This is a genomic window from Ruminococcus sp. YE282 (assembly GCA_900101355.1).
Taxonomy (GTDB): domain Bacteria; phylum Bacillota; class Clostridia; order Oscillospirales; family Acutalibacteraceae; genus Ruminococcoides; species Ruminococcoides bromii_A.
Map to the genome: position 1 here is coordinate 183,319 of FMUV01000001.1, position 24,138 is coordinate 207,456.

Sequence of the window (24,138 nt, forward strand, 5' to 3'; positions counted from 1 at the left end):
TTCCTTCTATCATTGGACTGTAAATCCGATACCACTCATAGATTGCAAAATTCCCGTTACCTTTTTAGCGGCTATGTAGAAACTTCCTTCTTCCGTCTCACATACAGAGGTGGATTTCGACCATATGAAATTATAGTTTTTGCAATTCCCGCGAAATTAAAAAACAAAAAAGGAGAAAAAGAAATGAATGTATTAAATGAAATTTTGTTGAGAAGAAAAAATCAGCTCATTCTCGAAAATGTAAACCCGGATTATGGACAGACCGACAGTGAAAAGGCAATGGTCGGCGCAATCCTCAAAAATGTTCAGTCACTTGGATTTACGTTTGCCCGCGATGTGCTTGAAATTCTGTTTCACTATAACCGCGCGGAGTTAGAGTCATTCTATCGTGACCTCATTCCCGAGTTGAAGAAACTTGTCGGCGCAGACGTTCAGTACAATCCTATGTACCCGAACTTCCCGCAGCAGGTAATGGAAGCAAGCGATGCGGAACTGTTCATTAACGCCATTATTCATTATTGGTCGTTTGGAACGCTTCTCCCGCAGTACGAGAAGCAGGAAAGACTGCCTTTAATTGATGACAATAAAATGACGGTTTTATCGACAGGAAATTGCAAGAACGTAGGCGAAATCTTGCAAAATTTGCTTAAATCTCCTACAAATCTGTCTGAAAATGACAGAAATGACATAGCAACTTGCATAAAAAATATGCCAAATTATGCAGAATTTTTGCCGGACGAGATTCCGCTCAAAGAAAACGTTGCTTTCTTGGGAAAACTCATTATTGAGCAAACTCCGATTAAAACCAGCCGAAATATCGAAAAATATTTCAAAACTGCGACAGATGTTCTTCGTTTGGTCACTGCATTGTCTGACGGCGACATCAGCCTTGCGACAAAGACTCAGTACAGAAACCTTCGTCGAGCAGAACGCAGGATTATAATGAACTTACTTGCAAATTGCGGAAATATCTTGGAGGATTTGTACTGCTATAAGTATGAGTGGTTGTACATTGGCAAAATGCTCCACGTTGGCGAGTATTGGTATATGAAGAAGTACAACAACGTCAGAGGTGCTTTCTATACCTTCCGCAACGAGAAGAAGCCTATGTTTATGGCTGGCAAGGTTCAGGCAGCTATTCTCAAAAACGATATGCTTGAGGCGGCAAATATGCTGAAATCAAGACCCGGCGATTTTGCAAGACAGCTTGACAAGTTGCTCAGAGATAGCGATGAAAAGCACATTGCATATATCACGGCTGCGTTTGCGGAAGTCGCGGAGAAAGTTTCAACTCCTGTTCTGTTGCAGGTCAGAGAACACTTTATCGAGCGCAAGGGCGAGAAAATGCCTATAAGAGTGTTCTTCCCGAAGGGCAATGTTGCAAAAGCTATGGTTATCCCGAATGACCTGCCGGCAATTTCTGTCACCGCTTGTCAGCAAATTGTTGATACTTGCAACAAGGCTTTGGTCGCGCAGTTCAAGACGAAAGAGCCTATGGGTAAGGTTTATATCAATCCCGATTTCAAGAACTATCTCGTGCCGTTCAGCCAGAGAAGCGCAAGTTCCGCGAATAAAATCGTTGTGCGCGGAAGTAAGTTGCCCATCAATCCAAAGGCAAAAGCTGTTCGCGGATTTATTTGGTGGACAAATATGGGTAGCAATGATATGTACGATGGCAGAGTTGACATTGACCTTTCAGCGGCAATCTATGATGAGAATTGGAACTACGTTGAACACGTTTCCTATACTAATCTCCGCTCTAAGAAGTACAACGCTTGTCATTCCGGCGACATCACGAACGGCGGGTCTGTAAACGGCGACGGCGTGGCTGAGTTCCTTGATGTGGATATTGATTCCGTTGCAAGAAATGCAGGAAGATATATCGTCTATCAGGTTTACAGTTTCACAAGGCAGAAGTTCTCTGAAATGCCCAACTGCCGATTCGGTTGGATGGAGCGTGAGGACGTTGATAGTGGTGAAATCTTTGAACCAAAGACGGTTGAGATGAAGATTGACCTCACTTCCGAGAGTGACGTTGCAATTCCCGTTATCTTCGACTGCGTGGAGCGCAAATTCATTTGGTGTGATATGAACCTCCGCATTGCACAGACGAGATTGGGCGGCAATAACCTTGAAAGCAATCTCAAAGGTACAACTGCTACTTGCTATGCGCTCACTCATTTCAACAAGCCCAATCTGTATGAGTTGGTTTACCTCAATGCTTTTGCAAGAGGTGAGATAACCACCGACAGAAACGCGGCGGATATTATCTTCGACAATGATAAGACGATTCCTTATGAGGTTGTCGAAACCGTTGACGAGGTTACGGGATTACCTTCTCGCACACTCCGCGACAAAACGGAAGTTCCGATTATAGACAGCTATAACTTCGATTTTCTTGTCGGAGAGCTGTTATAATACAATTTGGCGGCTAAGAGATTCCATCCTTCTAATGATAGGTTCAACTCCTGTTGTAAGTGTGGTTTACAATGTAGGAAACTCAATTTCCGCAATTACACTCATTTTTGCGGCTAAGTGCAATCATCCTTCTATTTTTACATAATGAAGAAAATAATGCTAACCGTCGTGGTTAGCCCCAAAATTTGATTGCACAATTCCCGCGCTTTAATTCACATCCTGCGGCTAAATCATAACATCCTTCTAAAAAAAGAACTTGCGCTTTAGGCGCGACTAAATACATAAGATTTTGTTACGATAATTTCCGCAAAAAAATTAATGTAAATAGCAAAAAACATATTGACAGAAATATCATTCTATGATATAATCTTAAATGTAAGTTAAACAAACTATTGTGGCTAACAAAATTCATCCTTCTACCCGTATGGGAACAAAATTGGTAGTTTGTCTATTGAATTTTGAATTTCCACTTTTACATAGTTTAATCGGCTAAGAAACATCATCCTTCTAAAAAGTGTTAATCTGTTTGTCGTGGGTTCGAGTCCCACCACGCTACGAATGTAGGGTGTAGCTCAGTTGGTAGAGCAACAGCGAAAAGTCGATGTTTCAATTTCCGAACAATAATTGAATTTGGGCGGCTAACGAGTATCATCCTTCTTACAGCTCCAAACTGCAATCGCGGGTTCGATTCCCGCTCATCCAACCTTTGGGTGGTGGTCAAGTGGTAAGACAGCAGTTATGTACGATATTCAAATTCCCGCAAAATAAATAGCACAAAACATAAATGCGGATATGGCGGAATAGGTAGACGCGCGTGATTTAGGTTCACGTGTCCCTGTGGCGTGTGGGTTCAAGTCCCTCTATCCGCACCAAAATTAAGGAGAACCATATGAAAAAGATTTTGAGCATTATGTTCACGGTAATTGCAATAACTGGTATAATTTTCACTTTCGCAAGAGCCACAGCGATTGTCGAAAGAGGAAGTCAAGCATTTGGCGGCGAAATGCTCATTCTTTTAATTCCTGTTATCGCGTGGATTGTTTATTGCAATGTTAATACTACAAAGCAGGAGTTTAAGGATTACAAGTTGACAGATGAAGCCGAGGGCGCGGGTTATATTGCAAATCCTGATTTCGGTGGGTCAATTCAAATCACAGACATTAACGAAATTTCGATATGATAATCACCTCCTTTAAAGGCAAAGCGGAAAGACGTTTGACAGCCGGATAGACGGCAAAAATGCGGGTGTGGTGGAATTGGTAGACACATCGGGTTTAAGCCCCGATGGGCGTTTGCCCGTGCAAGTTCGAGTCTTGTCACCCGCACCATATGCTCCGATAGCTCAATAGGTTAGAGCGTTCGCCTTATAAGCGATTGACGATTGGTTCAATCCCATCTCGGAGTACCACAAACATAGTCAAAATCATTTAAGGAGAAGTTTGCGTTGAGTACAGATAAGAAATACTATAAAATTTCACAATATACAATGAAATGCCGACTTTATCCGAATAAAACGGTTGCTAAAGGTTTTGATAAGGCAATTCAAGCTATTCATTGTTATCATAATTGCCTTTTATACGATATTTTTAATGGAAACATTGAATCTACTGCAAAGCCATATAAGCCAAAAAAGGAATCAAAGCCTGAGAAAAAGAAAAATGAAAGCGATTTTGATTATCGGCAACGTCTTTACTCTTATGAACAAAAGCAAAAGTACAAAGAGGGCGATATAATTCATTTCCCGAATTTGAATTACGCATTTTCCGCAGAGTATAAGAACAAGTTAATCGAAGAACATCCCGTAATCGCTAATGCTCCGGCTTCTGCAATCACAGCAAAGATTGGTCTTATGTCCGATGTTAAGAAATCGCTCGGCAAACTTCCAATCGAATTTCAGAAACCAAAGTATTATAGCAAGAAAAAGCCAAGACAGAGTTTTTCTTATCAAGATGTATTAGGTAAATTAGTTGAAACCGATAATAAAAATGTATTGTTTATTAAACTGCCAGAGAAATTTGGCGGCACACGCTCAAATCCTGCAAAGTGTAAAATTCGCGGTTGGAATAAAAAAATTCGTTTTGATAGATACGGGGAAATAAATTTTATAGATTATTTCAAATCCAATCCAAACAAAAGGATTACTATTAAAATCGAAAAGGATAATTGTGGTGATTATTGGATTGTTTTTTCACTGACCAATGTTTATAAGTCAATGGCAAATCCACAAAATACATTTGGTGGTATTGATGTTGGAATAAAAGATATTGCTATTCTTTCTGATAATACAAAATTTGAAAATCGAAAATTTAAGGATGAAGAAAAACAGCATATTAAATTTTTGAATAGGCGATTGAGCAGAAGGCAAGGTTGGTCTAACGAAGAATTTAGAGATGGCTATAAGCAGAACAAAGATATGATTGTATCAAAAACATATCAGAGAACACAGCTTAAACTTTCTAAATTACACAGAAAAATCGCTCGTAAGAGGGAGAACTATAATCATAATATAACCACAAAGATTATAAATACATATTCGTTCATTGGTATTGAAACTCTGAATGTAACTGGTATGTTTAGAAACAGACATTTATCAAATGCTTTGTCGGATGCCGCTATGGGAGAAATTTTGTCAATGCTTAAATATAAAGCAGAATGGTATGACAGAATCATTCAACCCATCAGTCAATGGTCGCCATCAAGTAAACGGTGTAGTTGCTGCGGATATATTAGACCAAAGTTGGGCTTACATATCAGAGAGTGGCAATGTCCAAAATGCGGAACGTTTCACGATAGAGATGTAAATGCCGCAATAAATATTCTTTACTATGCTTTGTTAATTTATTACGGCGAAGAAAAAGGCAAAGAAATTTTTGAAAAATTGAATAATAATTTTCAATTATTATGTGCATAGCACTGATAATAAAAGGGTTGCAGGCACAACGCCGCCCTGTGCGAGCCACAAGTAACCATAAATTATGTGGGAGGTTCGCACCAAGTAGGCATAAGAAATCGGTAGTATATGCTGTAAAATCGGCAATACAAAGTAGATATTGCTTATGCAATCACTATATATGCGCGAATTGAAATATCAAACACAATATGTTGCGGTTATAACTCACGGGTATATATGAATTGTGAGGCTTAACCGCGAAGAACTATTCCAACTCAAATGGTTATAACTCACGGATATATGAATTGTGAGTCAAAAGGCTATCAAGTATTTACTCAAACGTCTTGTTATAACTCACGGGTATATATGAATTGTGAGCTTTCTTGACACCAATAATTTTGTCGGTTATAAGTTATAACTCACGTGTATATACGAATTGTGAGCACAAATGGCAATCGTGATAATGCTGTTTCAAGGGTTATAACTCACGCATATGTATGAATTGTGAACCCATTCTACTGTATATATGAATTGTGAGTAAGAAAGTCAGAGCAACTGCAAGCAAGGTTTGGTTGTAACTTGCGTATATGTGTGAATTGTGAACTTTCAGAAAATCCTATTACGATAGGTTGACAAACTGCAACTCACGTGTGTATATGAATTGTGAGTACCGATACGTTAAATCAAGATATCACAAATAGCAGGACATTGAATAGTGTTTAGGCATTGAGTAGGAATTATCCCGTTGGAGCGGTATTGATGACATTTGCGAGCGTGACGGAACGGGTAGACGTTGCAGATTCAAAATCTGTTGCCGAAAGGCGTGTGGGTTCGAGTCCCACCGCTCGTACCAGCCGTTGTTGTTCGTTGTTCGCAGCGGCGGCGTTGTTGTTGTTGGCAGAGAACGCGGAAAACTCTGTACAAAAAATATCCGACAAAGGGCAGGGAGCAGAGCCTATGGCGCGGTGATAACTCTATTCCGCGCACTACAAAAGAAAAGGGCGATTTTTATGACCACTTACGAAACAAGGCGAGAATCCAACAAGAAAGTTGACCGGCAAAAGCGATACAATCAAATCCTGCACATTCTAAAAGGTCGCACGATGACCGCGAAGGAAGTAGCAGTTGAGATGAACAGGCGCGGATTAACGCCGACATCGGAACGAAATTTTGCGGCTCCGCGATTAACAGAGCTTGTGAATGATGGCTTGGTTGAAGTAGTTGGTAAAACTGTTTGCGAATATACTTCCAAGAAAGTGGCTCAGTATAGATTAATTTAGTCCTTTATTATTCATTCATATGAGTTTCGGACGTTCTCACCAAAAACGTCTACACATACGGGCATAACTCAGTTTGATTAGAGTACCTGCTTTGGGAGCAGGGGGTCGCAGGTTTGAGTCCTGTCGCCCGTACCAAAATTAAAAGAGGGATTGAAATGAGTAAAAAATACAGTGAGTTCGACAAACGTATGAAAAAGTATGAATATGTCACGCGAACATATTTGACAACACGAACTCCCGCAATCATTAGGATAGATGGCAAAAGTTTTCATATATTCACCAGAGGGTTTAAGAAACCATTTGATGATGTCCTTTCCAACGCTATGCAAGCAACAATGAAATATCTTTGTGAAAACATTCAAGGTTGCGTTCTTGGATATACTCAATCAGATGAAATCACATTGGTTTTAGTTGATTATAAGGGTATTGATACTTGTGCTTGGTTTGATTACAACATTCAGAAATGTGCGAGTGTTGCCGCAAGTATGGCTACATTGGTATTTAAGCAGTTTTTTGATTATCAAAATAATTGTTGGTATGAAAAATCAGATAAGGGTAATTCATTTACGAGTTCGGATATAGATATTTATAATCGACATTGCGAAGCACTTTATAATAAAGGTGCAATGTTTGATGCCCGCATTTTCAATATTCCAAAAGAGGAAGTGTGCAACAACATCTTATGGCAACAACAGGATGCGATACGCAACTCCATCCAAATGGTCGGTCACGCAAATTTCTCCGACAAGCAAATGCACAGCAAAAACACAACCGAAATCAAAGAAATGCTTTTGAGTGAAAAGGGCATTAACTGGAATGATTTGCCGACAAAATTTCAGCGCGGGAGTTGTTGTATTAAAACCGTGAACGAGCAGACCGGCAGAAGTGAATGGAGAATCGACAATGAAATCCCGATTTTCAAAGGCGAGGGTCGTAACTATATCGAGGGCTTGATTTATGTCTGAGGTCGAAAAGTTCATTGAGCGTTTCCGCACGAAAGAAACAATCGAAGTTTTCACTCGCGGGTGTTGCTATTGGTTTGCGTATATCCTCTGTGGCAGATTTCCGCAAGCAGAACTTATGTACGACCTAACTGAAAACCATTTTATGGTTGAGATTGATGGTCGGTTATATGACATCACGGGAGATGTAACGGGTGAATATACGCCGATTCCGTGGGATTTCTATGACGATATTGTTCATAAAAGGAGGATTGAGCGAGATTGTGTGCTTTTCGCAAATTTGAAAGATACATAAAAACAATGGGTTTGTCCGATAAAATACTACCAAAAGAATTGCGTAAAAGCACTTTGCTTGGATATTGGGCACCGCCCGAAGAAGAAAAAGAAATGACAGCAGAAGAAGTAACAAAATATGCGCGCAGCGAAATTAGAGCGTATCTTAATCCAAATCCTGGATTTGTGCGTGTTGTGGATGGCAAAATTCCAAATGATGCGCTTCTCACATATTACAATCAACACAAAGAGGAATTTAACACAATGATTAAGGAGAATGAAGAAATGAGTTATGCTTTAACAGTAACGGGAAACAGAATGATTAAAGAGGACGGTGAGGTAAAATTTGCTTATATCGTCTCTCCCGGGCTATTTGATATTGTCACGGATGCGGTTATTCCCGAAATCGAGGACGTTCAATCTATCAACAACAAGGTTGTAATCGTCAAGTTTGCCGACGGCACTTCCGAAAAGGCGGTTCTAAGCGAGAACGACACCTTCTCTCTCGAACAGGGTGTGTCAATCTGCATTACAAAGAAGATTTTGAACAAGGTGCTAAAGGGCGCGAGCGGCACTTCCGCGTACAACAAGCTCGTTGATTATGGCTTAAAGGTCTACGACAAGAAGCAGAAAGAAATCAAAGAAGCAATCGCGGCGAAAAAGGCTGAGAAAGATGCCGAACAAAGGAAGATTGACAGAATCCGCAAAAAGAGAGCAAAGCACAAGGCAAAGCTGAGAGAGGAACAGATTGAGATTCAGGCAGAAGCGTACCGCCGCGCGATGAAGTCAGAGTAAATTTGAGGGAGCGCGGATAGCACTCCCTTATTTTATTGAATATTTACGAATAAAGAGAGAGATTAAGTTTGAATAATATAGGAATAAAGCGAATGAATAATGTTGGGCAAATGATGGAAATTATTGATTATCAAGATTGTCATAATGTTTTTGTGAAATTTGATGATGGAACGATTGTAAAATGCAGTATGAATAGTTTCCGGGCTGGTGGAGTAAAAAATCCTAATAGCATTTCTGTTTGCGGAGTAGGAATTGTCGGGAATAAATATCCTATTCGTGAAAATAAACAACTTTGTAAAGAATATTTAGTTTGGTCAAAAATGTTGGAAAGATGCTATAAGAATAATAGAAGCAATAAAAATAAATCATACATTGGATGTTCTGTTTGCAAAGAATGGTTGTATTATCCGAATTTTTACGAATGGTTACATAGTCAATCAAATTATGAAAAGTGGAAAACAGAAAAATATACGATTGACAAAGATATTATACAAAAGGGAAATAAAATATATGAACCTTCAAAATGTTGTTTAGTGCCATATTATATAAATCTGTTGCTTACCAATCACAAAAGCGCGAGAGGCGAATATCCAGTTGGTGTAATTTATAATAAAAGAGATGATTGTTTCGATGTGATAGTTAATGATGGCATATTGACTGATAAGAAAAAAATTCATTTATATGGATTTCAAAATCCAACTATTGCATTTTATAAATATAAAGAATTAAAAGAAAAAATAATCAAAGAAAGAGCAAAACAAGAATTTGAACTCAAAAATATAACGGAAGATTGTTATAACGCATTATTAAGATATAAGATAGAAATAACAGATTGAATGGGGGTGTGGTACAATTTTATACATCAGCGGCGATACCCACGCTGAGTTTAATCGTTTTAGCACAAAGCGATTTTCCGCACAAAAGGAAATGACAAGAGATGATTACGTTATCATTTGTGGTGATTTCGCGGGAGTTTGGGATTACAAGTTATCCTCGCCGGAAGAAAGTTACTGGCTCGATTGGTTAAACAACAAACCATTCACAACATTATTTGTTGACGGAAACCATAGTAACCATACGAGATTAAAAGAATTTCCGCGCGTAAAATTCCACGGCGGGATGGCGCATAAAATCAGGGATAACGTCTATCATTTAATGCGTGGTTACGTTTTTGAGATTAACGGTAAAAAGATATTCACGTTTGGCGGCGCAAAAAGCCACGACATTCAAGACGGTATTCTTTATCAAAAAGATTATGCAAGCCTGAGAGATTTAGTTGACGATTATAACAGACGAACCAAAATGGGTGAGATGTTAAGGATTGACGAAATTTCTTGGTGGAAAGACGAATTGCCGACAAGTGCTGAAATGAAGCGCGGAATAAAGAATCTCGAAAAGGTGAACTGGACAGTTGATTATGTTATCACGCATTGCCCGCCGAGGGAAGTTTGCAAATGGTTTGGATATTACGATTCCGATAAATTGATTGATTACTTTGACGAATTGTTAGAGCGCGGGTTGAAGTTTAAGGAATTTTGGAGCGGGCATTTGCACAAAAATGAGTATAATATTTTTGGAAAATATAATGTTATTTTTGAAGATATAAAAAGGATTATATGAATAGTAAAAGAAAGATTTATCGAATAGGTGAAAAGAATATTAATAAACAGGGATTGCAAATGGTTATTATCAATTATCGAGATAGACATAATATTGATGTAAAATTTGATAATGGATATATAGTTAATGAAACTACTTATATGGAGTTTTGCAATGGTTCTATATTAAATCCATTATTCCCAAGCTATTTGAATAAGGGATTTCTGGGCATCGGTGAATATAAAACAAGAGAAAATGGCATTAAGACATCTGCATATGTAAAATGGGGTTCAATGCTTACAAGATGCTATTCGAGTAAATATAAAGAAATTACTTATCAAGATTGTTTTGTTTGCGATGAATGGATGAATTATCAAAATTTTGCCAAATGGCATTATGAGAATTATTACCTTTTAGAAAATGAAAGAGTTGAATTAGATAAAGATATATTAGAAAGGGATAATAAAGAATATTGCCCACAAAAATGTATGTATGTTCCTCATAAAATTAATTCTATTATTTGCAATAGGAGTAATAATAGGGGGTAAATACGCAATAGGTGTTTCGCAAACACCTAATGGAAAATTTATTTCAAATTGCAATATAAATGGGAAAACAAAATATCTTGGTTTATTTACAACTGAATTAGAAGCATTTTTGGCTTATAAAAAGGCTAAAGAATCCGAAATATGTCGCCTTGCTGAAACATATAGAGGTAAAATACCAGATAAAGTCATAGAAACAATACAACAATATAAGGTAAGGATAAAGGACTAAAGTTTATGTTGCATACATTAAATAAGGCTTGGACGAAAATTTTAGCGCGGCGTACCGATAAACACATTATGTTTGTTTATTCTACTCAGCAAGAACAGGATATGCTCATAGATACATTCACCGAGGTTGAAAAAGAAATCGGAGATTTGTGTTGTATGTGGGTAACAAATGAGAACGAGATAAAGAAAATGATGAATGATGGTATTGATATTGCAATGCAGGACGACATTCTGATTTCTCACGACATTCACGATGTTATGCTGAAGGATTACCTCGCGCGGCATTGCAAAAGGAAGTGCTGCTAATGTTTATGCGAGAAGAATGTAGGTATTATGCTCCTTGCGGGTTATGTACATATTATGACAAGCCGTGCAGTAAGATGCGGAACAAAAACTAAATACGTAGGTTCAAGCGCACTTACTCCGACAGATAATCCTCCGCACGAAAAGATAATACCATTTAAGAAAGAAAGGGAATAAATATGGGTTCAAAAGATTTTATTTTTAAGGTTAAGGAGCTTGTTGCGGAATATGCTAATGAGCATTTGGACAAGTCCGATAACAAACAGATTACAGTAGATGATGTCTTTATTGTTTGGTTTTGTAAAACCTTGCAGAACAATAAGGCACTCGCAAGCACCACGCTTTTCGACGGTATGTACTACGAGATTACATACAATGGCGACAAGAACGAAATCTACTTCGATGCGTATAAGAAGTGGGAAAACAAGTGTATCAAGTTAGGTGAATGATATGGCAAATCTTAATTTTGGTATCGGTTGCAGTTTAGAGATAACCGAAGATACGGCGGAACTTGCATTAAAGGCTGTTAATCTTTACTGCAATAAAAACGATTTGATGATTGAAGAATCAACATACGAAGATAGAAGCGGCACAAAAATGAAGTTTGTTCCAAGACCTTATGATTTTTATGAAAAGAGGAATAAGAAATGATTTGTTTTTATCACGCCGATAATGACGGCAAATGCGCGGGATTTTGGGTAAACAAATGTGGACTTACAGATAAGTACGGTAAAAATTTCTTTAAGATTGATTATGGCATTGATTTCCCGTTTGATATAATTCATAAAGATGAAAGAGTTTACATTGTGGATTATTCTATCCCGCCCGAGCAGATGGACAAACTTCTCGAAATCACGCCCAACGTCGTTTTTATTGACCACCACAAGTCAGCGATTGAAATGTACAAGGATTATGATAAAGAGATTGCCGGTCTGAGATATGACGGAATCGCGGGATGTATGCTCACTTATATCTATCTCAATGAAATGACAAATTCAAATGGCGAGATTATCCGCGATTTTAAGCCAATGTTAGATAAAAATGCTCCGTGGTTTACAAAGTTTATCGCAGATTATGATGTATGGAAATTTGAATACGGAGATAACACAAATTTTTTTGAAAAAGGATTTTCACTTTTCCCACACGAGCCGGAAGATGATATTTGGAAAACTCTTTTAACAGAAGATTCTTTGTTCAAGATTAAATATCGCGGTTCAGTTGACGAATGGAATTTGCCAAAAAATATTCAAACAATAATTGATAATGGTAAGACTATCACGGCATACCGTTATAACTATATGCAAGACTATTGTGAGAAGAAAGGTTTTGAAACTGACGCGCTTGGCTACAAGGCATTTGCTGTCAATATGGCTTTAATGGGAACAGACGATTTTGTTATCCCAAATGTTAATGACTATGAGTTGTTGGTTTCGTTCTCCTATGACGGCAAGGCTTGGAATTACTCATTACGTTCGGAGAAGGTTGATTGCGCAGAGCTTGCGGGTAAATTTGGTGGCGGAGGTCATAAAGGAGCTGCCGGATTTAGCACGGAATCGCTGATTTTTTAAGGAGAAAATAAAATGGGAGTTTTATTGATAATTTTTGGTATAATTTTGTTATTTTTCTTCATAATTACCCTATTTTCGTGCTTAAAAATGGCAAAAAATTGTTGACGAAAGAATGTATGAGCAAATAAAAGCCGAAGAAATGAAAGATAAGGCGGAGGATTGAGAAAGGAGCGCGATTTTTGAAGTTAGCTCTAATAAAAGGAATTATAATAGCAGTTATGTTCTTGGCGATTGCGAGTGCATCCATCGTGGCGGTAAACACTCCACATCCAGAAGTGGTTACACCCGATGAAGCCTCGACACCCGACCAAGCAACAATAGATGAAGTAACAACAACGGCGACGGTTCATATGACGACCGCAAAAGCGATTGAAACGACCGTCGCGGGAACTACAAAACCAACAGAACCAAAACCAATAGAGGCGCAAACTACTGAGCCGATTGTAACAGAGCCGCAAGAGGAAGAACCAAAAAACGCAGATTCGCAGGATAATGAGGTAGAAGAAGTCGCGGAAACCGAGCCAAAAGAAGTAGAATATCTTTTGGATATTGACAATCCCGACCCAAACTACACTCCACAATCCTTCAGTTTATCGGATTCCGAGCGATACCAAATTGCTTGTGTTGTTATGGGTGAGTTTGGCGGCGGCGGATTTACAGGTTGCGCTTTGATTGCACAATCCATAAGAGATGCTATGGCTGAGTATGGCTATTCCGCAAGCTCCGTCACTTCAAGTATGGGTTATTACGGATATAACGGCGACCCAAATTCAAGCAGTTACGAAGCTGTTGACTGGATATTCGACGGAAATGCGGCGGTGCAGCATAGAATATTATATATGAATAATTCTCCCGGCGGTTGGCACGGAACACAGCAATACATATTAGATTATCAAGGCGTTTGGTTCTTTGATAAATGGTGACACGATGAAAAAGAAAAGAAATATTCCTGTTAAGATACTGAGAGGAAAAGAAGCAAGAGAGTTCTTCAAAAAGATTCCTCTTGACAGTGAGAAGCCGAAAGAGCCAAAGAATTTTCGTTTTCAGTTGTCGGACGAGCAACAAAAGAAGTATGATAGATGGCGGAAGCGGCATAAATGTTCTTTCCGCAAGAACGGTATTAGATACGTCGGAGCTGCCGGCGGCGCAGATACATTTCACATCACAGGCACAGGACTCGGATATATCGTAAGTGTTGAATGTTCGTGCGGAAGTATATGTGATTTAACGGAGGGGTTCTAATGTGGTTATTGCTAAAAATGTTATCTCAAAAAGAGAAAGAAGCAGAAAAGGAAGAAATTATAGTTTCAGATAATGATGTCTTAACTGAATTAAAGGATATACAAAAACAAATAATCGAAGTGAAGTCTGCGCTCGATATTATAGAATCAAGAAAGTTCCCAATGATTCGAGAATGGTGTAATTCCTTTTTTGGTGCGCTCCCATATCCACCATCGCCATATCGTTATGAGGCTTATACTGAGATGATAATGGAGCGTATGGCAAATGAACTTACAAAAGGAAATTTTGATTTTGATGAGTTTTGCAAGGAAGTTTCGTGGTTGCTAAAAACAGGAGAAAGCAAACAGGCATTAAATCAGCAATTAGAAGAATTGAGAAAAAGAGAGAAAAGAATAAAAGATAAATTGGGAATAACGTAAAAATAAGGTGGTGATGTAAAATGAGCCAGAATTTTTATATTTCTGACTTACATTAGCATTTTGGTCACGCAAACATAATCCATTTTGACGGTCGCCCATTCAAAGACACGCTTGAAATGGAACAAACGCTAATCAAGAATTGGAATGAGAAAGTAACCAAAGAAGATGTCGTTTACATACTCGGCGATTTTTGTTGGAGCAAGGAAAAGAGTGAATGGCTCAAAATCCTCGACCAACTGAATGGCAGTAAATATTTGATTCGCGGTAATCACGATTTGAAGAACCCGCCGGCAGCAGTCAAAAACAAATTCTGCCAAATCACAGACTACAAAGAAATAACAGACAACGGCAAACGTATCATTATGAGCCATTACCCGATTTTGTTCTATCGGTCAAGTTATAACGAGGGTGTTTGGCATTTTTGCGGGCATACGCATAATCGCACAGCCGAGGAAGATTTAAGGCAAAATTATGTTTGTGATATAATTGGTGAACGTAAACTGGCAAAATTGGCGGGTCGAGATTATCAGCATTTGAACAGAGGTCATATTATCAATGTTGGTTGTATGATGGATTATATGAACTACACTCCGCGAACTGCGGACGAGCTTATTGAGTGGTGGAGAAAACACTATTGATTGATACAGAAATAAAACTATATGCCGTTCGCGATAAAAAGTCCGGCAAATTCGTAAATAACATAACTAATCCAAAACATAAATTTTGGGAAAAGAAAGGTAGTTGCGAAACCGCACTAAAAACCTATGCTATTCGTTACGAATATTTAATAACTGAGGGAAGTTATAGAGGTAAATTATCTCATCCCGACGATTTGGAAATTGTTGAGTTATTCTGCTATGAAAAGCCAGAAGCGTTAAAAATCGCGGAATCGCTTCTCCCGCCGATTGAGGAAATGAGAGATTTCACACCAGAAGAAAGTGCGGCATATAATAAACACATTGAAGAAATCAGCACCCCAATTATCGGAGCTGACGGTAAGCCAGTAAATTTGATGGATATGTTGAAGTAACTGAGGTTATAAAATGAGTAATTCAGATATTAAACCGGTTGACATTACGGTAAAATTACATAAGGATTTGCACGGCAACGAAGAAATCTGCCCTACCTGCAATGGTGTTGGGCTTGTTATTGCCAACAATAGTTATGGTTTAGAAGATAGTACAAACAATAATCATTTGCCAACGTTCCCATACAAACATCAATCTTTAAGATTTTGCTCGGACTGTTATAATGGCGTGGTTCATCGGTGCGAATATTGCGGCGAAATTATTCCAAGACATCGGACAAAATGTAATTGCGAAAAACAAAGAGAAATTGATTTCATCGAATTGCAAAACAAAGAAAATGAAAAATTGATGAAGGCATTTGAAGCTCCGCAGGAAGTGTTAGAAAAATCGTCGCTTTTCTATTCCGAGGACTACGGATATGACGATGGTTACTTTTCCGATTGGGAAGATTTCTTTGAGTGTTGGTATGAAAATCATAGTGTAGATGACCCGCGACCAGAATATGTATGGGCAACAGAACCATATAAAATGTCGATTAGCGCGGATAGCATTATCGAAAGGGCAACAGAAGATTTATATGAGGATGCTATAAGCGATATTTCAGATGAAAAGTTTGATGAGTTGCAGGAGTTCTTGAATAATTGGTGTGAAAATTCGGGAGTGAAAACAACATATTATCAATCAAAATACAAGGTGAAAATACCGTGGGAAGAAGATGAACATTAACAATGAGGGTTTATAATATAAATAATATTTCAATAGGTATTCTCAGCCGATTTCAGGCTTCTGAATACTGTCAAATCAAGCATAAAACCGATTCTGTGATTATCTCAATCTCCACGCCAAACGTAGATTATACTGGCTATCCTATTGAAGCAGACGACGAAAATAGAGTTATTGCTATTCTTTCGATTGAATTTATGGATGCTGACAATCCCGGCGATTACGACGTTTATGGCTCTATAACAACCATTGACGACCTTATGACCGACGAGGATGCCAAAAAGATTGTTGCGTTCGTTGAGCAATACAAGGATAAGCGTATTTTGGTGCATTGCGATGCCGGCATTTCTCGTTCTTCCGCAGTTGTAGCGGCAATCCTCAAACACTATACAGGAAATGACGATATGATTTTCGACAGCCGTTGGTATAATCCGAACAGATGGGTTTACCGCAAAGTGCTTGAGGCGTTTGAAATTGACAATGGAGAGGTAGATTGATATGGCAAAAATAACTTTTACTTTAGATTTAGATTACATTGATGAATTTGAAAATTTAGACGATGATTTGCGAGATGAGATTACTGATACGGTAGTAAACAAGATAATATCTAAAATTGATAATTCGATTGAAGATGAAGCCAAAAAGAAATTAGAAGAAAAACTTTGCAAGGTCGATGAAACTATTTCGAAAAGGTTTAATCAAATAATTGTGAACTTTTTTTCTACGCCGAAAACCATTACGGACGCTTATGGCGATGTTGTTGAAAAAAATGTAACAATAAACGAAAAACTAAAAGCTCGTTGTGATTCATTCCTAACGGAAAAGGTGGATTCAAGCGGAAATGTTACAAAGGGAAGCTCATATCGTCCTACAAAGCCAAGATATGAATATGTACTTAATCAAATTGTTGATAGCAGTCTAAAATATGAAATTGATAATATAGCAATCAAAATACGAGACGAAGCAAAAAAGATGATTGAAACCGAAGTGAAATCGCGGATTGGTGAAAAACTGGCTGATTTAATAGATATTAATGCCGTTATAAATAAAGCGATAGGAAATTAAGGAGCAAAAAATGAATAACAAATGGATTAGGGTTGCGATTCCCGCGCTTTTGATACATTGCTCCGTCGGCACGGTCTATTGTTGGTCAACGTTCAAACAATCCATAGCTGAACAGATTGGTATGTCGCCTTTTGCTGTCGGCTGGGCGTTCTCGTTGGCTATCTTTTTCCTCGGAATGTCGGCGGCTTTTGTCGGCAAATTCGTGGAACGTGACATACATAAGTCATCATTGATTGCTTGCATCTGTTTTACAACGGGAATGATTGGCACAGGATTGTCAATTCAGTTTTTGACAGGCTGGGCGGCAATGATAGGAATATATTTATGCTACGGCGTAATAATGGGTATCGGACTCGGTATCGGTTACCTAACTCCCGTGAAAACTCTTATGTTGTGGTTTTCCGAGAATAAAGGACTTGCAACAGGAATTTCAATTATGGGATTTGGACTCGCAAAAGCCATTGCAACGCCTATTATGGAGTGGTTGCAGGGCAGTTTTGGAATAGCACCAATGTTTATAATACTTGGCGTGGCATATTTCTGCTTGATGTTCCTCGGACACATATTACTTAAAAAGCCCGAAGTCTGGGTTGAACCACAGACAAACGAGGGATTCAACGCCCTCACTATATTTAAGAATAAGCAATTTATCGGCATTTGGTTAATGTTCTTCTTGAATATCCATTGCGGGTTAATGATTATTTCTTATGAAAAGCAGATTTTGAGCGTTACATTCGCAACTGCGGCAAGTTTGGCACTGATTTTGAGTATCGTTCCTTCGTTTACCGCAGGATTTAATGCTCTCGGGCGGATTGGCTATTCAACACTATCCGATAGACTTAAGGAACGCAATTCAATTTACATTATCATTTTCACAAGCTGTATAGTAATTTCTTCTATGGTCGTGCTATTCCACGCGGTCGAAGGAGCAACAAATATCGCACTTGGAATAATGGTAATCGCTTTTCTATTTATTATCAACGCAGGATATGGCGGCGGTTTTTCGACCTTACCAGCACTTCTGTCAGAAAGATTTGGAATGAAGAAGATAAGCCAAATCCACGGACTTGCTTTGTCTGCTTGGGCTATCGCGGGATTAACTGGCAATAACACCTCGGAACTGATTTTGAATAGCACGGGAAGTTATACGAGCGTTGTTCTGATTGGCGTGATATTATATACGGTTGCGCTGGTGATTTGTGTATCTTTAGTCGGCAAGAAAAGAGGTAATACTATTGTTTGATGTCGCGGAAATGAAAGAACTTGTTGAAAAGTTAAACAAGTACCGAGATGCTTATTACAATCAAAATACGAGTTTAATTACCGACAGGGAATACGACAGTTTATATGATAAACTCTGTCAAATGGAAGTGGAGAGCGGGTTGATTTTGTCAAACTCGCCCACTCAATCCGTTGGATATACCGTATCAAGCAAATTAGAAAAGGTTAAGCATAACCATCCGTTGCTTTCTCTTGATAAAACCACGAAAATAAACGAATTTGCTGATTATTTCAAAAGCAGAGATTGTCTGCTTATGGCTAAATTAGACGGGTTGACTTGCTCTATTACCTATAAAAATGGTAAGTTATTCCGCGCGGAAACTCGCGGTGATGGCGAAATCGGAGAAGATATTACCGTCAATGCAAGAGTATTCTCAAATCTTCCTCTAACAATTCCCTATAATGGTGAATTAGTCATTGATGGGGAATGTATTATTTCTCAGGAGGATTTTGAACGAATTAACAATCCTCTTATTAAAAAAGCAGAGGTAGAGGGTAAAGCGAAAGGTCTGCAAGGTAAAGATTTGGCGGATTATGTACACAAAAATTCGTTCGCCAACCCGCGAAATCTCGTGAGTGGCACTGTTCGGCAACTCGATAACAAAATAGTCAAAAGCAGAAATGTCAAGTTTTTGGCGTGGAAGTTATATTCAATAGGGAAAGACAAGAAAATAGACTCGCATTATCGCAGATTGATTGCCTTGAATAATCTTGGATTTGATATTGTGCCTTGTGATTATTTTGATACAATGGTAAACCAAATCAATGACGAGAGTTGTCAATTAGGAATTGAAGTAATCAAGGATAAATGTAAGTCTATGAGCATACCTATTGATGGTATGGTTGGAATGTTTGACGATATTAAATATGGTGAATCGCTCGGAATGACGGGTCATCATCCGCGCCATTCTCTTGCTTTTAAGTTCTATCAAGAAGAAAACGAAACCACGTTAAAGGATATTGAATGGGCTACGAGCCGCACGGGGCAAGTTAATCCTGTTGCTGTGTTTGAGCCGGTCGAAATTGACGGTACAACTGTTTCGCGGGCAACGCTGAACAATGTGAGTTGCATAAAGGAATTTGAGCTTGGTATAGGCGATACAATTACGGTCATTAAGAGTAATCAGATTATTCCTATGGTTACTCAAAACCTTTCAAGAAGTAATACATATAAAATTCCCGAAGTTTGCCCTTCGTGCGGACATCCAACTGTTATCAAAAATGATAACGGCAGAGAAATGCTTTATTGCACAAATCGGCAATGTAAAGCTGTGCTGCACGATTCAATAGCGAATTTCGCAAGCAGAAACGCTATGAATATCGTCGGTATCTCAGACGAAAGATTGCGGGTTTTGATTGACGAAGGATTTATCGAGGATTATGCCGACCTATATGATTTGAAATACCGCAAGGATGAGCTTACCAAACTGTCTGGCTTTGGCGAGGATAGCGTGAATAATATGCTCCAAGCCATAGAAAATAGCAAAGATTGCGAGATGGCAAATGTTATTGTTGCGATTGGTATTCCGAATATCGGCAAATCCACGGCAAAGATTATCGCAGAGGAATGTGCGCGAAATTTCAATCCTATCATAGATAGAAACGCTATTAGCACTCTGATATGGTTAGCAACCGGTGAATACGATTGGAGCGAGTTGCCATCAATCGGCGAACTGACGAGCAATGCAATTAATGACTATGTATTTGCTAACGCGGGTTTAATAATGAGGTTGAATAATAATCTAAATGTCAAAATGCCGGCACTGAGCAAAACAAATCAAGATGATTGGCGGAGTGGCAAAACATTTTGTATCACAGGTAAGTTAGAGCATTTTGATAACCGCGCGGCTTTGGTTTATAATATTGAATCCGCTGGCGGCAAGGTTGTTTCGTCTGTGACTAAAAAGACAGATTATTTGATTACGAATGATAAGACCTCCGGCAGTTCTAAAAACAAGGCTGCGGCAAAATACGGAACGAAAATCATCACCGAAGCAGAGTATTGTTTGGGAGATAAAAATTTTTAATGTAAATAGCAAAAAACATATTGACAAATTTTTTGAGAAGTGCTATAATAGCCTTGTAAACGAAAAGAGGTGAAAAGAAATGAGAGTAAGAATTGAATTAACCAACATTGATGATGTAAAGAAGTTCCACGAAGCAGTTTGTAAAGTTAAGGAAGATGTAAGAGTTAAGGGTAAGGATGAGAATGGTATGCCGTGGGAAATGTCGGCAAAATCTTTGCTTTGTTCCTTGATTCTTTCGCAGAGGGCGCAGGAGGGCAGAGAGCACACCGCGCACGATGTTGACTGGAACACCATTTGGTGCGAATGTGAGACCGATATTTATTCGCTTATTCAGGATTTTGTCGTTCTCTAAAGTAAATAGCACAAAAAATATTCACAGTAAATAAAATATTGTTTTTATTGCACATATATGTCTTAAATTACCTATCTTTCTAACTTTTCTTTTGATTTATTGCTTAATCCGAAATATTAATCATACGCAACCCCTCAAAAATAGAGGGGTTACTATGCTAAAAACGTCTATAAAAACAATAATTCAACGACACACGGATATGAACTTACGAACTTTTGCGAATTTGATAAATACGCAGCGACAAGTTATTGTGCAATCCACGGAGCAGATGAAAGTCTTAACCTCGGAGATATAACAAAGGTCGATGAAACCAAAATCAAACCTTTCACAATGATTTGTGGCGGAAGCCCGTGTCAGGATTTCAGCGTTGCGGGCAATCAAGCAGGAAGCAAATGGAAGTGCAAGGATTGTGAACACGAATATAATCCTTTGACCGTGCATTATTCTGAGCGGCACAAATGTCCTAATTGCGGAAGCGAAAACCTTGATAAGACACGCAGTTCACTCTTAGTTGAATGGTTGCGTGTCATTCGCGCAAATAAGCCTAAATGGGGCATTTATGAAAACGTCAAAAATATTGTCGGTAAAAAGTTCAAAGATACATTTCAAATGTTTATTGATGAACTTAATGAATACGGTTATAACACCTATTATCAGGTTCTCAATGCTAAAGATTATGGTATTCCTCAGAACCGCGAAAGAGTATATTTGATTATCATTCAAAAAGATTTGGATAATGGCAAGTTCAAATTTCCCGAAGGATTTGACAATGGACTTCGCCTCAAGGATATGCTCGAAGATGAGGTTGATCAAAAATACTATATTAACACCCAAAAAGCACAGGAGCTAATTAATGATTTAGTTAGCAGCGGTAAATTAGATAAGAGTTATTCTAATGCTGTACGCGCCGGGGGGGAGAGGAAGTATAGACCGACACCAATGGGATGCGATTCAAGTGTAAAATCAATGGGATTTATTGATAATGGCACAGGAAAACACCAATCCAATATGGTTTATAGTAAAAACGGTCTAAGTCGATGTATTGACGCTACTGATTATAAACATTCGCAAAGGATAATATCGAATGATAAAAGAAAATCAAAAGAATCTATCATTTAGTTCAAAGAATACCGACAAACCACTTTTAGTCTGTGGTTTTGGAGAAATAAATTTTGGAAAACAATATCGGCAAGGCAACAGAGTTTATGATTCCGAACATATTGCTATGGCGTTAAATTCATCTCCTGTCGGTAATACTGGCGGATATACATATTTATATTTGGTGAGAGTAAATGATAAACAAAGATAACACCGTCCTCTTGGGCAATGTTTATGGTAAACAGTTCGGTACGGGATATGCCGGTAATGTATGGGATAAAGAATACTATTGCCCGACAATTCGTACTTGTCAGGGGGGAGGAAATCAACCAATGGTTATCGTGAAGGAAGAAAAAGATGAGAAAAGATAGTGGAATCGAGGTTATTGGTTCGCTTAATCCGCAAAAAGAGGTACAGGATAGGGTTCGCGTTCTCTCGTTCGGTGGAGTTGCCAATCTTTAAGAGCGACAGATTACAAAGAGCCGCCAAAAGTTTTGGTGTTGGTTCAGGAGAAATCAAATGAGAATACCGATATGTTTGTTGACTCCGAATAATTTCGCTCATAAAGCAGGAGATGGCACAAAAACCAGAAAAAGAGAGATTAGATTTATTCATCCCGCGCTTCAAGCAAATTGTGGAGCAACACAGGCAACGTATCTATTAGAGCGTTGGGTACAAGAAATAAATAAAGAAATTATCCAAATAAAGGACAATTAGTATATGGATTTAAGACATACAGAACTCCCTTGCTTTTATGACGACCGCGACATCGGCTGGGGGGGAGAAAACGACAGATTTTTGTCCTACACAAAGAGCAAGTAGGAGTGGAATAAAAATGATAAATAATTCTTCCGATGGTTTCAGAATCAGAAAATTAACCCCAAAAGAATGTTTTAGACTAATGGGATTTTCTGATGAGGCTTTTGAAAGAGCAAGAAAAGCACTGAACGATAAGTTTTACAAAGGCAATGATAGGTCAAGTTCTCAGCTTTATAAACAAGCAGGAAATTCAATAGTTACCGATGTATTGTTTTACATATTTTATGAACTATATCAAGCAATGCCTTATCTATTCGATGATTTGAAAGTGAGCAGTTATTTCTCTGGGATAGGAGCTTTTGAAATTGCACTCGATAGATTGTTTGATGTGGTTCAGAACGGCGATAGTGCTGTTATTCCCGCGAAATCCGGGGGAGAGAAACAATAATTTATGATGACTATAATAGCAGAGTAAGAGATGACCAGAACACAATAGGTACTCTAACCACAAACATTGGTAGTAGTGGTTTAAGAGCAGCATATAAAATCATTGAAAATGAGGAAAAACAATGTATTCAGAATACGGAAAAGTAGTCGTAGGTTATCAAGGCGTTGGCAAATCAACTCTTGCATTTCACAATAATCGTGTGATTGACCTCGAAAGCAGCAACTTCTTTGTGGATGGCGAACGTCCCGCGAATTGGCACATCATCTACTGCAATATTGCACGAGCATTGTGCAAGCAAGGATATATCGTTTGCATTTCATCTCACAAGGAAGTCAGAAAGGAACTTGCGCGACATCCGGCGAGCAAACAAGTAATCGTATATCCAACTCGCGCTCTAAAAGATGCTTGGATTGCTAAACTTCGTTATCGTTTTGACGAAACACAATCTATGAAGGATTTTAAGGCATTAAAGAACGCCGAAGATTGCTTTGATAAGAATATCGTAGATTTAGAAAATCAAGAGGGTTTTGAAAGAATCGGGTTTTCTACTATGGATTATGACCTTGCCGACCTTTTGGAATTAAATAGGAGATAAAAATGAGTTGTAAGCACAAAATGAAATCAGTTTTAGGCAAAGAATACACACGTTGTCGTAGAGACAACTCTGTTCATAGAAAGCCGTGCAAATGCCCGAAATATGAGCCGACCTTACGAGAAAGAATTAAGAGGTTCTTTAGTGGTCGTAAATAGAGTTTGGGCAATGCCGCACAAAAATACATTCAAAATAAAACCGATTGGCGAACTTGTTGAACGCTACGCTTCGGGGGGGGGG

31 protein-coding genes, 7 tRNA genes and 1 pseudogene are annotated in these 24,138 nt (G+C 38.5%); all 39 read left to right on the top strand.

Features of this window, described 5'->3' with window-relative positions; translation table 11 throughout:
• Window positions 1–183 precede the first annotated feature (183 nt).
• The 39 genes and pseudogenes from BLP46_RS01050 (at window position 184) to BLP46_RS01225 (ending at window position 23,901) form a co-directional block, all read left to right on the top strand.
• The gene (locus tag BLP46_RS01050; RefSeq protein ID WP_092974253.1) at window positions 184–2,418 is read left to right on the top strand and encodes a TerD family protein; all 2,235 of its coding nucleotides are present in this window, start codon (window positions 184–186) and stop codon (window positions 2,416–2,418) included.
• Between the two features lie 478 nt (window positions 2,419–2,896).
• Window positions 2,897–2,967: transfer RNA gene (locus BLP46_RS12905), tRNA-OTHER, on the top strand.
• A 14-nt stretch (window positions 2,968–2,981) separates the two neighbouring features.
• Window positions 2,982–3,120: transfer RNA gene (locus tag BLP46_RS12910), tRNA-OTHER, on the top strand.
• Window positions 3,121–3,204: 84 nt separating this feature from the next.
• Window positions 3,205–3,290, top strand: a tRNA-Leu gene (locus tag BLP46_RS01055).
• A 17-nt stretch (window positions 3,291–3,307) separates the two neighbouring features.
• Window positions 3,308–3,598 carry a hypothetical protein gene (locus BLP46_RS01060; protein WP_092974256.1) on the top strand — a complete coding sequence of 97 codons (291 nt, stop codon included), beginning with the start codon at window positions 3,308–3,310 and terminating at the stop codon, window positions 3,596–3,598.
• Window positions 3,599–3,659: 61 nt separating this feature from the next.
• Window positions 3,660–3,746 (top strand) — tRNA-Leu (locus tag BLP46_RS01065).
• A gap of 3 nt (window positions 3,747–3,749) precedes the next feature.
• Window positions 3,750–3,826 (top strand) — tRNA-Ile (locus tag BLP46_RS01070).
• Window positions 3,827–3,862: 36 nt separating this feature from the next.
• Window positions 3,863–5,329 carry an RNA-guided endonuclease InsQ/TnpB family protein gene (locus BLP46_RS01075; RefSeq protein WP_092974259.1) on the top strand — a complete coding sequence of 489 codons (1,467 nt, stop codon included), beginning with the start codon at window positions 3,863–3,865 and terminating at the stop codon, window positions 5,327–5,329.
• A 747-nt stretch (window positions 5,330–6,076) separates the two neighbouring features.
• Window positions 6,077–6,161 (top strand) — tRNA-Leu (locus BLP46_RS01080).
• A gap of 157 nt (window positions 6,162–6,318) precedes the next feature.
• On the top strand, window positions 6,319–6,588 hold the full coding sequence (locus BLP46_RS12785) for a DNA gyrase (RefSeq protein ID WP_143000422.1): 270 nt from the start codon (window positions 6,319–6,321) through the stop codon (window positions 6,586–6,588).
• A gap of 57 nt (window positions 6,589–6,645) precedes the next feature.
• Window positions 6,646–6,723 (top strand) — tRNA-Pro (locus BLP46_RS01090).
• 20 nt (window positions 6,724–6,743) lie between these two features.
• Complete coding sequence (locus BLP46_RS01095; protein WP_092974265.1) at window positions 6,744–7,553, top strand: tRNA(His) guanylyltransferase Thg1 family protein; 810 nt, start codon at window positions 6,744–6,746, stop codon at window positions 7,551–7,553.
• Window positions 7,546–7,845, top strand: coding sequence for a hypothetical protein (locus BLP46_RS01100; protein WP_092974267.1), 300 nt, complete (start codon window positions 7,546–7,548; stop codon window positions 7,843–7,845). The genes BLP46_RS01095 and BLP46_RS01100 overlap by 8 nt, the downstream gene beginning before the upstream one ends.
• Complete coding sequence (locus BLP46_RS01105; RefSeq protein ID WP_143000423.1) at window positions 7,812–8,618, top strand: hypothetical protein; 807 nt, start codon at window positions 7,812–7,814, stop codon at window positions 8,616–8,618. The genes BLP46_RS01100 and BLP46_RS01105 overlap by 34 nt, the downstream gene beginning before the upstream one ends.
• Before the next feature lie 92 nt (window positions 8,619–8,710).
• Window positions 8,711–9,454 carry a hypothetical protein gene (locus tag BLP46_RS01110; RefSeq protein WP_092974273.1) on the top strand — a complete coding sequence of 248 codons (744 nt, stop codon included), beginning with the start codon at window positions 8,711–8,713 and terminating at the stop codon, window positions 9,452–9,454.
• A 91-nt stretch (window positions 9,455–9,545) separates the two neighbouring features.
• Window positions 9,546–10,238 (top strand): metallophosphatase, encoded by a 693-nt coding sequence (locus tag BLP46_RS01115; RefSeq protein ID WP_318259390.1) that lies wholly within the window; start codon window positions 9,546–9,548, stop codon window positions 10,236–10,238.
• Window positions 10,235–10,765 (top strand): hypothetical protein, encoded by a 531-nt coding sequence (locus tag BLP46_RS01120; protein ID WP_092974279.1) that lies wholly within the window; start codon window positions 10,235–10,237, stop codon window positions 10,763–10,765. Before BLP46_RS01115 ends, BLP46_RS01120 begins: the two co-directional genes overlap by 4 nt.
• Window positions 10,766–10,999: 234 nt before the next feature.
• Entirely contained in the window at window positions 11,000–11,299 is a 300-nt protein-coding gene (locus BLP46_RS01130; protein WP_092974285.1) for a hypothetical protein, read from the top strand.
• A gap of 27 nt (window positions 11,300–11,326) precedes the next feature.
• Complete coding sequence (locus BLP46_RS12915; protein WP_167669133.1) at window positions 11,327–11,473, top strand: hypothetical protein; 147 nt, start codon at window positions 11,327–11,329, stop codon at window positions 11,471–11,473.
• Between the two features lie 2 nt (window positions 11,474–11,475).
• Entirely contained in the window at window positions 11,476–11,745 is a 270-nt protein-coding gene (locus BLP46_RS01135; RefSeq protein ID WP_092974288.1) for a DUF6275 family protein, read from the top strand.
• Between the two features lies 1 nt (window position 11,746).
• Window positions 11,747–11,947, top strand: a complete 201-nt coding sequence (locus tag BLP46_RS01140; protein ID WP_092974291.1) for a hypothetical protein — start codon at window positions 11,747–11,749, stop codon at window positions 11,945–11,947.
• Window positions 11,944–12,864 carry a DHHA1 domain-containing protein gene (locus BLP46_RS01145; protein WP_092974294.1) on the top strand — a complete coding sequence of 307 codons (921 nt, stop codon included), beginning with the start codon at window positions 11,944–11,946 and terminating at the stop codon, window positions 12,862–12,864. Before BLP46_RS01140 ends, BLP46_RS01145 begins: the two co-directional genes overlap by 4 nt.
• 179 nt (window positions 12,865–13,043) lie before the next feature.
• Window positions 13,044–13,787, top strand: a complete 744-nt coding sequence (locus BLP46_RS01150; protein ID WP_092974297.1) for a hypothetical protein — start codon at window positions 13,044–13,046, stop codon at window positions 13,785–13,787.
• Window positions 13,788–13,791: 4 nt separating this feature from the next.
• Window positions 13,792–14,106 (top strand): hypothetical protein, encoded by a 315-nt coding sequence (locus BLP46_RS01155; RefSeq protein ID WP_092974300.1) that lies wholly within the window; start codon window positions 13,792–13,794, stop codon window positions 14,104–14,106.
• A complete protein-coding gene (locus BLP46_RS01160) occupies window positions 14,106–14,525 on the top strand; it encodes a hypothetical protein (RefSeq protein ID WP_092974302.1) in 420 nt (139 codons plus the stop codon). The genes BLP46_RS01155 and BLP46_RS01160 overlap by 1 nt, the downstream gene beginning before the upstream one ends.
• A 116-nt stretch (window positions 14,526–14,641) precedes the next feature.
• On the top strand, window positions 14,642–15,163 hold the full coding sequence (locus tag BLP46_RS01165) for a metallophosphoesterase family protein (RefSeq protein ID WP_092974305.1): 522 nt from the start codon (window positions 14,642–14,644) through the stop codon (window positions 15,161–15,163).
• Window positions 15,160–15,555 carry a hypothetical protein gene (locus BLP46_RS01170; RefSeq protein ID WP_092974308.1) on the top strand — a complete coding sequence of 132 codons (396 nt, stop codon included), beginning with the start codon at window positions 15,160–15,162 and terminating at the stop codon, window positions 15,553–15,555. The genes BLP46_RS01165 and BLP46_RS01170 overlap by 4 nt, the downstream gene beginning before the upstream one ends.
• A gap of 13 nt (window positions 15,556–15,568) precedes the next feature.
• Complete coding sequence (locus BLP46_RS01175; RefSeq protein WP_092974311.1) at window positions 15,569–16,279, top strand: hypothetical protein; 711 nt, start codon at window positions 15,569–15,571, stop codon at window positions 16,277–16,279.
• Between the two features lie 2 nt (window positions 16,280–16,281).
• Complete coding sequence (locus BLP46_RS01180; RefSeq protein ID WP_092974314.1) at window positions 16,282–16,773, top strand: dual specificity protein phosphatase family protein; 492 nt, start codon at window positions 16,282–16,284, stop codon at window positions 16,771–16,773.
• 1 nt (window position 16,774) lies between these two features.
• A complete protein-coding gene (locus BLP46_RS01185; protein ID WP_092974317.1) occupies window positions 16,775–17,341 on the top strand; it encodes a hypothetical protein in 567 nt (188 codons plus the stop codon).
• Between the two features lie 10 nt (window positions 17,342–17,351).
• Window positions 17,352–18,584 (top strand): OFA family MFS transporter, encoded by a 1,233-nt coding sequence (locus tag BLP46_RS01190; RefSeq protein ID WP_092974320.1) that lies wholly within the window; start codon window positions 17,352–17,354, stop codon window positions 18,582–18,584.
• Entirely contained in the window at window positions 18,577–20,649 is a 2,073-nt protein-coding gene (ligA, locus tag BLP46_RS01195) for an NAD-dependent DNA ligase LigA (RefSeq protein WP_092974323.1), read from the top strand. Before BLP46_RS01190 ends, ligA begins: the two co-directional genes overlap by 8 nt.
• A 79-nt stretch (window positions 20,650–20,728) precedes the next feature.
• A complete protein-coding gene (locus BLP46_RS01200; RefSeq protein WP_092974326.1) occupies window positions 20,729–21,001 on the top strand; it encodes a hypothetical protein in 273 nt (90 codons plus the stop codon).
• 204 nt (window positions 21,002–21,205) lie between these two features.
• Window positions 21,206–22,120 (top strand): annotated as a pseudogene (locus BLP46_RS01205) (DNA cytosine methyltransferase); the annotation flags it as partial.
• The gene (locus BLP46_RS01210) at window positions 22,086–22,310 is read left to right on the top strand and encodes a hypothetical protein (RefSeq protein ID WP_092974329.1); all 225 of its coding nucleotides are present in this window, start codon (window positions 22,086–22,088) and stop codon (window positions 22,308–22,310) included. The pseudogene BLP46_RS01205 and the gene BLP46_RS01210, both read left to right, overlap by 35 nt.
• On the top strand, window positions 22,294–22,470 hold the full coding sequence (locus BLP46_RS12920; RefSeq protein ID WP_167669134.1) for a hypothetical protein: 177 nt from the start codon (window positions 22,294–22,296) through the stop codon (window positions 22,468–22,470). The genes BLP46_RS01210 and BLP46_RS12920 overlap by 17 nt, the downstream gene beginning before the upstream one ends.
• A 148-nt stretch (window positions 22,471–22,618) precedes the next feature.
• On the top strand, window positions 22,619–22,816 hold the full coding sequence (locus BLP46_RS01215; RefSeq protein WP_092974332.1) for a hypothetical protein: 198 nt from the start codon (window positions 22,619–22,621) through the stop codon (window positions 22,814–22,816).
• A 118-nt stretch (window positions 22,817–22,934) separates the two neighbouring features.
• Window positions 22,935–23,306 carry a DNA cytosine methyltransferase gene (locus BLP46_RS01220; protein WP_318259391.1) on the top strand — a complete coding sequence of 124 codons (372 nt, stop codon included), beginning with the start codon at window positions 22,935–22,937 and terminating at the stop codon, window positions 23,304–23,306.
• A 121-nt stretch (window positions 23,307–23,427) separates the two neighbouring features.
• Window positions 23,428–23,901 (top strand): hypothetical protein, encoded by a 474-nt coding sequence (locus tag BLP46_RS01225; protein ID WP_092974338.1) that lies wholly within the window; start codon window positions 23,428–23,430, stop codon window positions 23,899–23,901.
• Window positions 23,902–24,138 lie beyond the last annotated feature (237 nt).